Source organism: Rahnella ecdela (assembly GCF_019049625.1).
Lineage (GTDB): Bacteria > Pseudomonadota > Gammaproteobacteria > Enterobacterales > Enterobacteriaceae > Rahnella > Rahnella ecdela.
Genome location: NZ_JAFMOY010000041.1, coordinates 1 through 439 on the forward strand (window position 1 = coordinate 1; position 439 = coordinate 439).

Below are 439 nucleotides of genomic sequence, written 5' to 3' on the forward strand. Positions count from 1 at the left end.
GTCAGCGGGTTTTCCATCAGGCCACCACGGCATCGAGCAACATACGAACGACGTCGTCTGGTGAACAGTTATCGGCATTGGCCTGATAGCTGAGCATCAGCCGGTGGCGCAGGACAGCAGGAGCGATCAGACGGATATCTTCGGGGAGCACGGCGTCACGGCCTTCCAGCCAGGCCAGTGCGCGCCCGCAGCGATCGAGCGCCAGCGTGCCGCGCGGGCTGGCACCAAAAGTAATGTAACTGGCCAGCGTGTCGCTGACACCTTGCGGATGGCGGGTCATTTCCACCAGATTAATAATGTAAGTTTCCACCGCCGGTGCCACATAAATCGCAGAGATTTCCTGCCAGCAGGTGGCAATCTCCTGCTGAGTCAGCATCAGGCTTTCCGGCTCAGCCGCTGTTGTTTCTGCTGCTGTTTGCTGATATTTCTGCTGCTGTTC

The 439-nt window shown here is 58.3% G+C and carries 1 protein-coding gene; it reads right to left on the bottom strand.

All coding sequences use genetic code 11. The annotated features are described in order from the left end of the window. Positions 1-16 precede the first annotated feature (16 nt). On the bottom strand, positions 17-439 hold a 423-nt coding region (locus tag J1784_RS00185), incomplete at its 5' end, for an AAA family ATPase (RefSeq protein WP_217147574.1).